The organism is Citricoccus parietis, from assembly GCF_042433045.1.
In the GTDB taxonomy this organism is placed as follows: domain Bacteria; phylum Actinomycetota; class Actinomycetes; order Actinomycetales; family Micrococcaceae; genus Citricoccus; species Citricoccus parietis.
Map to the genome: position 1 here is coordinate 1 of NZ_JBHLWH010000063.1, position 2,012 is coordinate 2,012.

At 56.7% G+C, this 2,012-nt stretch carries 2 rRNA genes; both read left to right on the forward strand.

The features are described from left to right. Nucleotides 1–1,725, forward strand: a 23S ribosomal RNA gene (locus ACFFIO_RS17340); the annotation flags it as partial. 227 nt (nucleotides 1,726–1,952) lie between these two features. Continuing rightward, nucleotides 1,953–2,012 (forward strand): 5S ribosomal RNA (rrf, locus tag ACFFIO_RS17345); the annotation flags it as partial.

Genomic DNA, 2,012 nt, shown 5'->3' on the forward strand with positions numbered 1-2,012 from the left:
AACCCGTCCGCCGGATGACCAAGGGTTCCAGGGTCAAGCTAATCTGCCCTGGGTAAGTCGGGACCTAAGGCGAGGCCGACAGGCGTAGTCGATGGACAACGGGTTGATATTCCCGTACCGGCGAAGAACCGCCCATGCTGAGTCGGTGATACTAACCGCCCGAACCTGCCTGGATCCCCTTCGGGGGACGTGGTGGGGGGAGCGCGGGACCTGAACCGGTAAGGCAAGCGTATTAACAGGTGTGACGCAGGAAGGTAGCCGGGCCAGGCAATGGAATTGACCTGGTCCAAGGGTGTAGGGTGTCTGGTTGGCAAATCCGCCAGGCGTGTGCCTGAGACCCGATAGGCCCCCACTGAAGTGGGGGATCCGGTGATCCTATGCTGCCAAGAAAAGCATCGACGCGAGGTTCTAGCCGCCCGTACCCCAAACCGACACAGGTGGTCAGGTAGAGAATACTAAGGCGATCGAGAGAATCATGGTTAAGGAACTCGGCAAAATGCCCCCGTAACTTCGGGAGAAGGGGGGCCCTGAGCCTGAAGCCCACTTGCTGGGTGGAGGGTGTATGGGCCGCAGAGACCAGGGGGAAGCGACTGTTTATCAAAAACACAGGTCCGTGCGAAGTCGCAAGACGATGTATACGGACTGACTCCTGCCCGGTGCTGGAAGGTTAAGAGGACCGGTTAGCAACTTGTTGCGAAGCTGAGAATTTAAGCCCCAGTAAACGGCGGTGGTAACTATAACCATCCTAAGGTAGCGAAATTCCTTGTCGGGTAAGTTCCGACCTGCACGAATGGAGTAACGACTTCCCCGCTGTCTCAACCGTGAACTCGGCGAAATTGCACTACGAGTAAAGATGCTCGTTACGCGCAGAAGGACGGAAAGACCCCGAGACCTTTACTATAGTTTGGTATTGGTGTTCGGTGTGGCTTGTGTAGGATAGGTGGGAGACGTTGAAGCATGGACGCTAGTTCGTGTGGAGTCATCGTTGAAATACCACTCTGGTCACTCTGGACATCTAACTTCGGCCCGTGATCCGGGTCAGGGACAGTGCCTGATGGGTAGTTTAACTGGGGCGGTTGCCTCCCAAAATGTAACGGAGGCGCCCAAAGGTCCCCTCAGCCTGGTTGGCAATCAGGTGTCGAGTGCAAGTGCACAAGGGGGCTTGACTGTGAGAGCGACAGCTCGAGCAGGGACGAAAGTCGGGACTAGTGATCCGGCGGCCCGTTGTGGAACGGCCGTCGCTCAACGGATAAAAGGTACCTCGGGGATAACAGGCTGATCTTGCCCAAGAGTCCATATCGACGGCATGGTTTGGCACCTCGATGTCGGCTCGTCGCATCCTGGGGCTGGAGTAGGTCCCAAGGGTTGGGCTGTTCGCCCATTAAAGCGGTACGCGAGCTGGGTTCAGAACGTCGTGAGACAGTTCGGTCCCTATCCTCTGCGCGCGCAGGAAATTTGAGAAGGTCTGTCCTTAGTACGAGAGGACCGGGACGGACGAACCTCTGGTATGTCAGTTGTACCGCCAGGTGCACCGCTGATTAGCTACGTTCGGGAAGGATAACCGCTGAAAGCATCTAAGCGGGAAGCCAGCTTCGAGATGAGATTTCCACGACCTTCGGGTCGGGAGGCCCCCAGCAGATCACTGGGTTGATAGGCCGGACGTGGAAGCAAGGACTAACGACTTGTGAAGCCGACCGGTACTAATAGGCCGATAACTTACACACACAAGCATCTCTCATACACGCTTCAAAGGGTATGAGAGGGCCAGATGCGTAGCGTCCACTATGCGGTTGCGGAACAACAACCAACCGAACCACCACCCCCCTGTGGGGTGGGTAAAAAACTGAACAGTGCAACAGTAGTAGTGTTGTCACCACCAAGACGACCCACGACCAACACCCACCCCAGCCCCAGAGGTTGTGTGGACGGTGTTGACAGTTGGGTAAGAGAGTTACGGCGGTCATAGCGTGGGGGAAACGCCCGGTCCCATTCCGAACCCGGAAGCTAAGACC